The sequence below is a fragment of the Thermoflexus sp. genome, assembly GCF_025055495.1.
Classification (GTDB): Bacteria; Chloroflexota; Anaerolineae; order Thermoflexales; family Thermoflexaceae; genus Thermoflexus.
This window is the reverse complement of record NZ_JANWXB010000338.1, coordinates 1-1,700: the sequence shown is the minus strand read 5'-3', so window position 1 is coordinate 1,700 and position 1,700 is coordinate 1. Positions and strand designations below refer to the sequence as shown.

Below are 1,700 nucleotides of genomic sequence, written 5' to 3'. Positions count from 1 at the left end.
TGGGGCGGGGGCGCCGCCTGCGGCGGCCCCCCAGCCCCGAAACCCGCGCGAAAGCGAAGCCCTGGCCCCGCCCCTGAACCCCCAGAGCAAAGATATGACAAAGCGGTCGTTCAGGACCACTCATCGCCTTAAAGGGAATCCACGAGGGAGGCCCCTATGCTTACGATCCCTCCGAGGAGGATTGGGCCCCGGCGGACTGAATGGTCCCTACAGCCAGGAGATAAAGGACCGCTTCCTCAGCGCCATCGATCCCCAGCAGCCGGTTGATCTCCTGGTCAAAGAACGCCCCGATCGCGCAAGTCCCCAGCCCGAGGGAGGTTGCCGCCAGATAGATATTCTGCCCGATATGCCCCGCCTCCAACAGGACATAGCGATAGTAACGATCCTGATACTTCCACCGAGTCCGCTGAAAGATCCCCGTCAGCGCGATGATCGCGCTGGCCCTCAGCACCAGTTCCTGTCCCGCACAATGGCGGAAGAGCGCCGGGCGGAAATCTCCTTCCTGCAACCGGGATAACGCGTATTCCCGGACCTCATAGTGATAAACGCCGGGGGCCAGCCCTTCCACTTTAAAGACGATGGGGTAGATTTCGATCGGATAAAGGGCGCCGGCGGAAGGAGCAGCCCGCAAAGCGCGCCGGGGCTCGGTGATGCCGCCCGCCATATACAGCAGGTGAGAAAACTTCTTGAGAGGAATGGGCTGATCGGTATAGTCCCGAATGGAACGGCGGAGCTGGATCGCCTCCTCTACAGACAACCCCCGGTAGCTGAAATCCCGCGGCAGGGCCATGACGGGGGCGCCGGGATAGCTTTTGTAAGGGGGCGGGGACAGGCCCCAATCCAGAGGGCGCCGAAACGCCGCCAAGGGGCCGGGCTGGCTCCACTGATGGTAGCGCTTTCCCAGATCTTCGCCCTCCCAGGAGGTGGGGGGCTGGCCCCAGGGAAGCCCTTTGCCCAGGACAAACCCGACCGCCGCCCCCAGCCCCGACCAGAGAAAACCACGACGGCTCCACCGGAGCTTGCCCCATGGCGTCGGCGAGGGCGCCGCAGACGGCGCTTTCTTCGCTTCCTTCTTAGGCCAAGAAAACCCAGCAAGCAACGCCCAGCGGTTCAGGTAAAGATGGACACCCACCAGAGCCGTGAAGGAGTAAGCACTATACCGATGAAAGGGGCTGCCTTCCCCCACCACATCGGCTAAAAGCCCGGTTAAGGCTACGGTTAGAAAAGTTCCTATCAAGAGAAAATCGATCACTATCCGCATCCCCTTTATTTGCATATTCCCTCCCTTGCTTAAAACCCGAAGCCACTAACAGTTTATCACTGCGCCAGTAATCGACCAAAAGCCGGTAGTCACTCCCCAGGGTAGCGATGGGAACGTAGCTCCAGGAAGGGGAATGGCTCCACCTCCCCTGTTCCTCCCTCCCCAGGCGGTCTTCATCTTAACCCGTCATCCGCAAAGCCCTGCTCGTGTTTTGTCCATTTTTTGATTTGGGGGTTTTCGGGGGCGGTGCGGGAGGCCTTCGGCTCCCACACCGCCCCCGAAAGATTTTTACTCCCCCTCCCCACGGCTCGGAGGTCCGTGGGGAGGGGTCATCGCCCTCCGGACTGACGTCGGCTCCCTCAATCTTCATAGGAGCTACGCCGTTCGCTTCTTCACGGGGCTTTGGGGGCGGAGCTGGGGGCCGAAGGCCCCCAGCTCC

General features: G+C 61.5%; 1 protein-coding gene. It reads right to left on the bottom strand.

The features are described 5' to 3' along the window. Positions 1-160: 160 nt before the first annotated feature. Positions 161-1,252 (bottom strand): SagB family peptide dehydrogenase, encoded by a 1,092-nt coding sequence (locus NZM16_RS10820; protein WP_295480338.1) that lies wholly within the window; start codon positions 1,250-1,252, stop codon positions 161-163. Between the last annotated feature and the right edge of the window lie 448 nt (positions 1,253-1,700).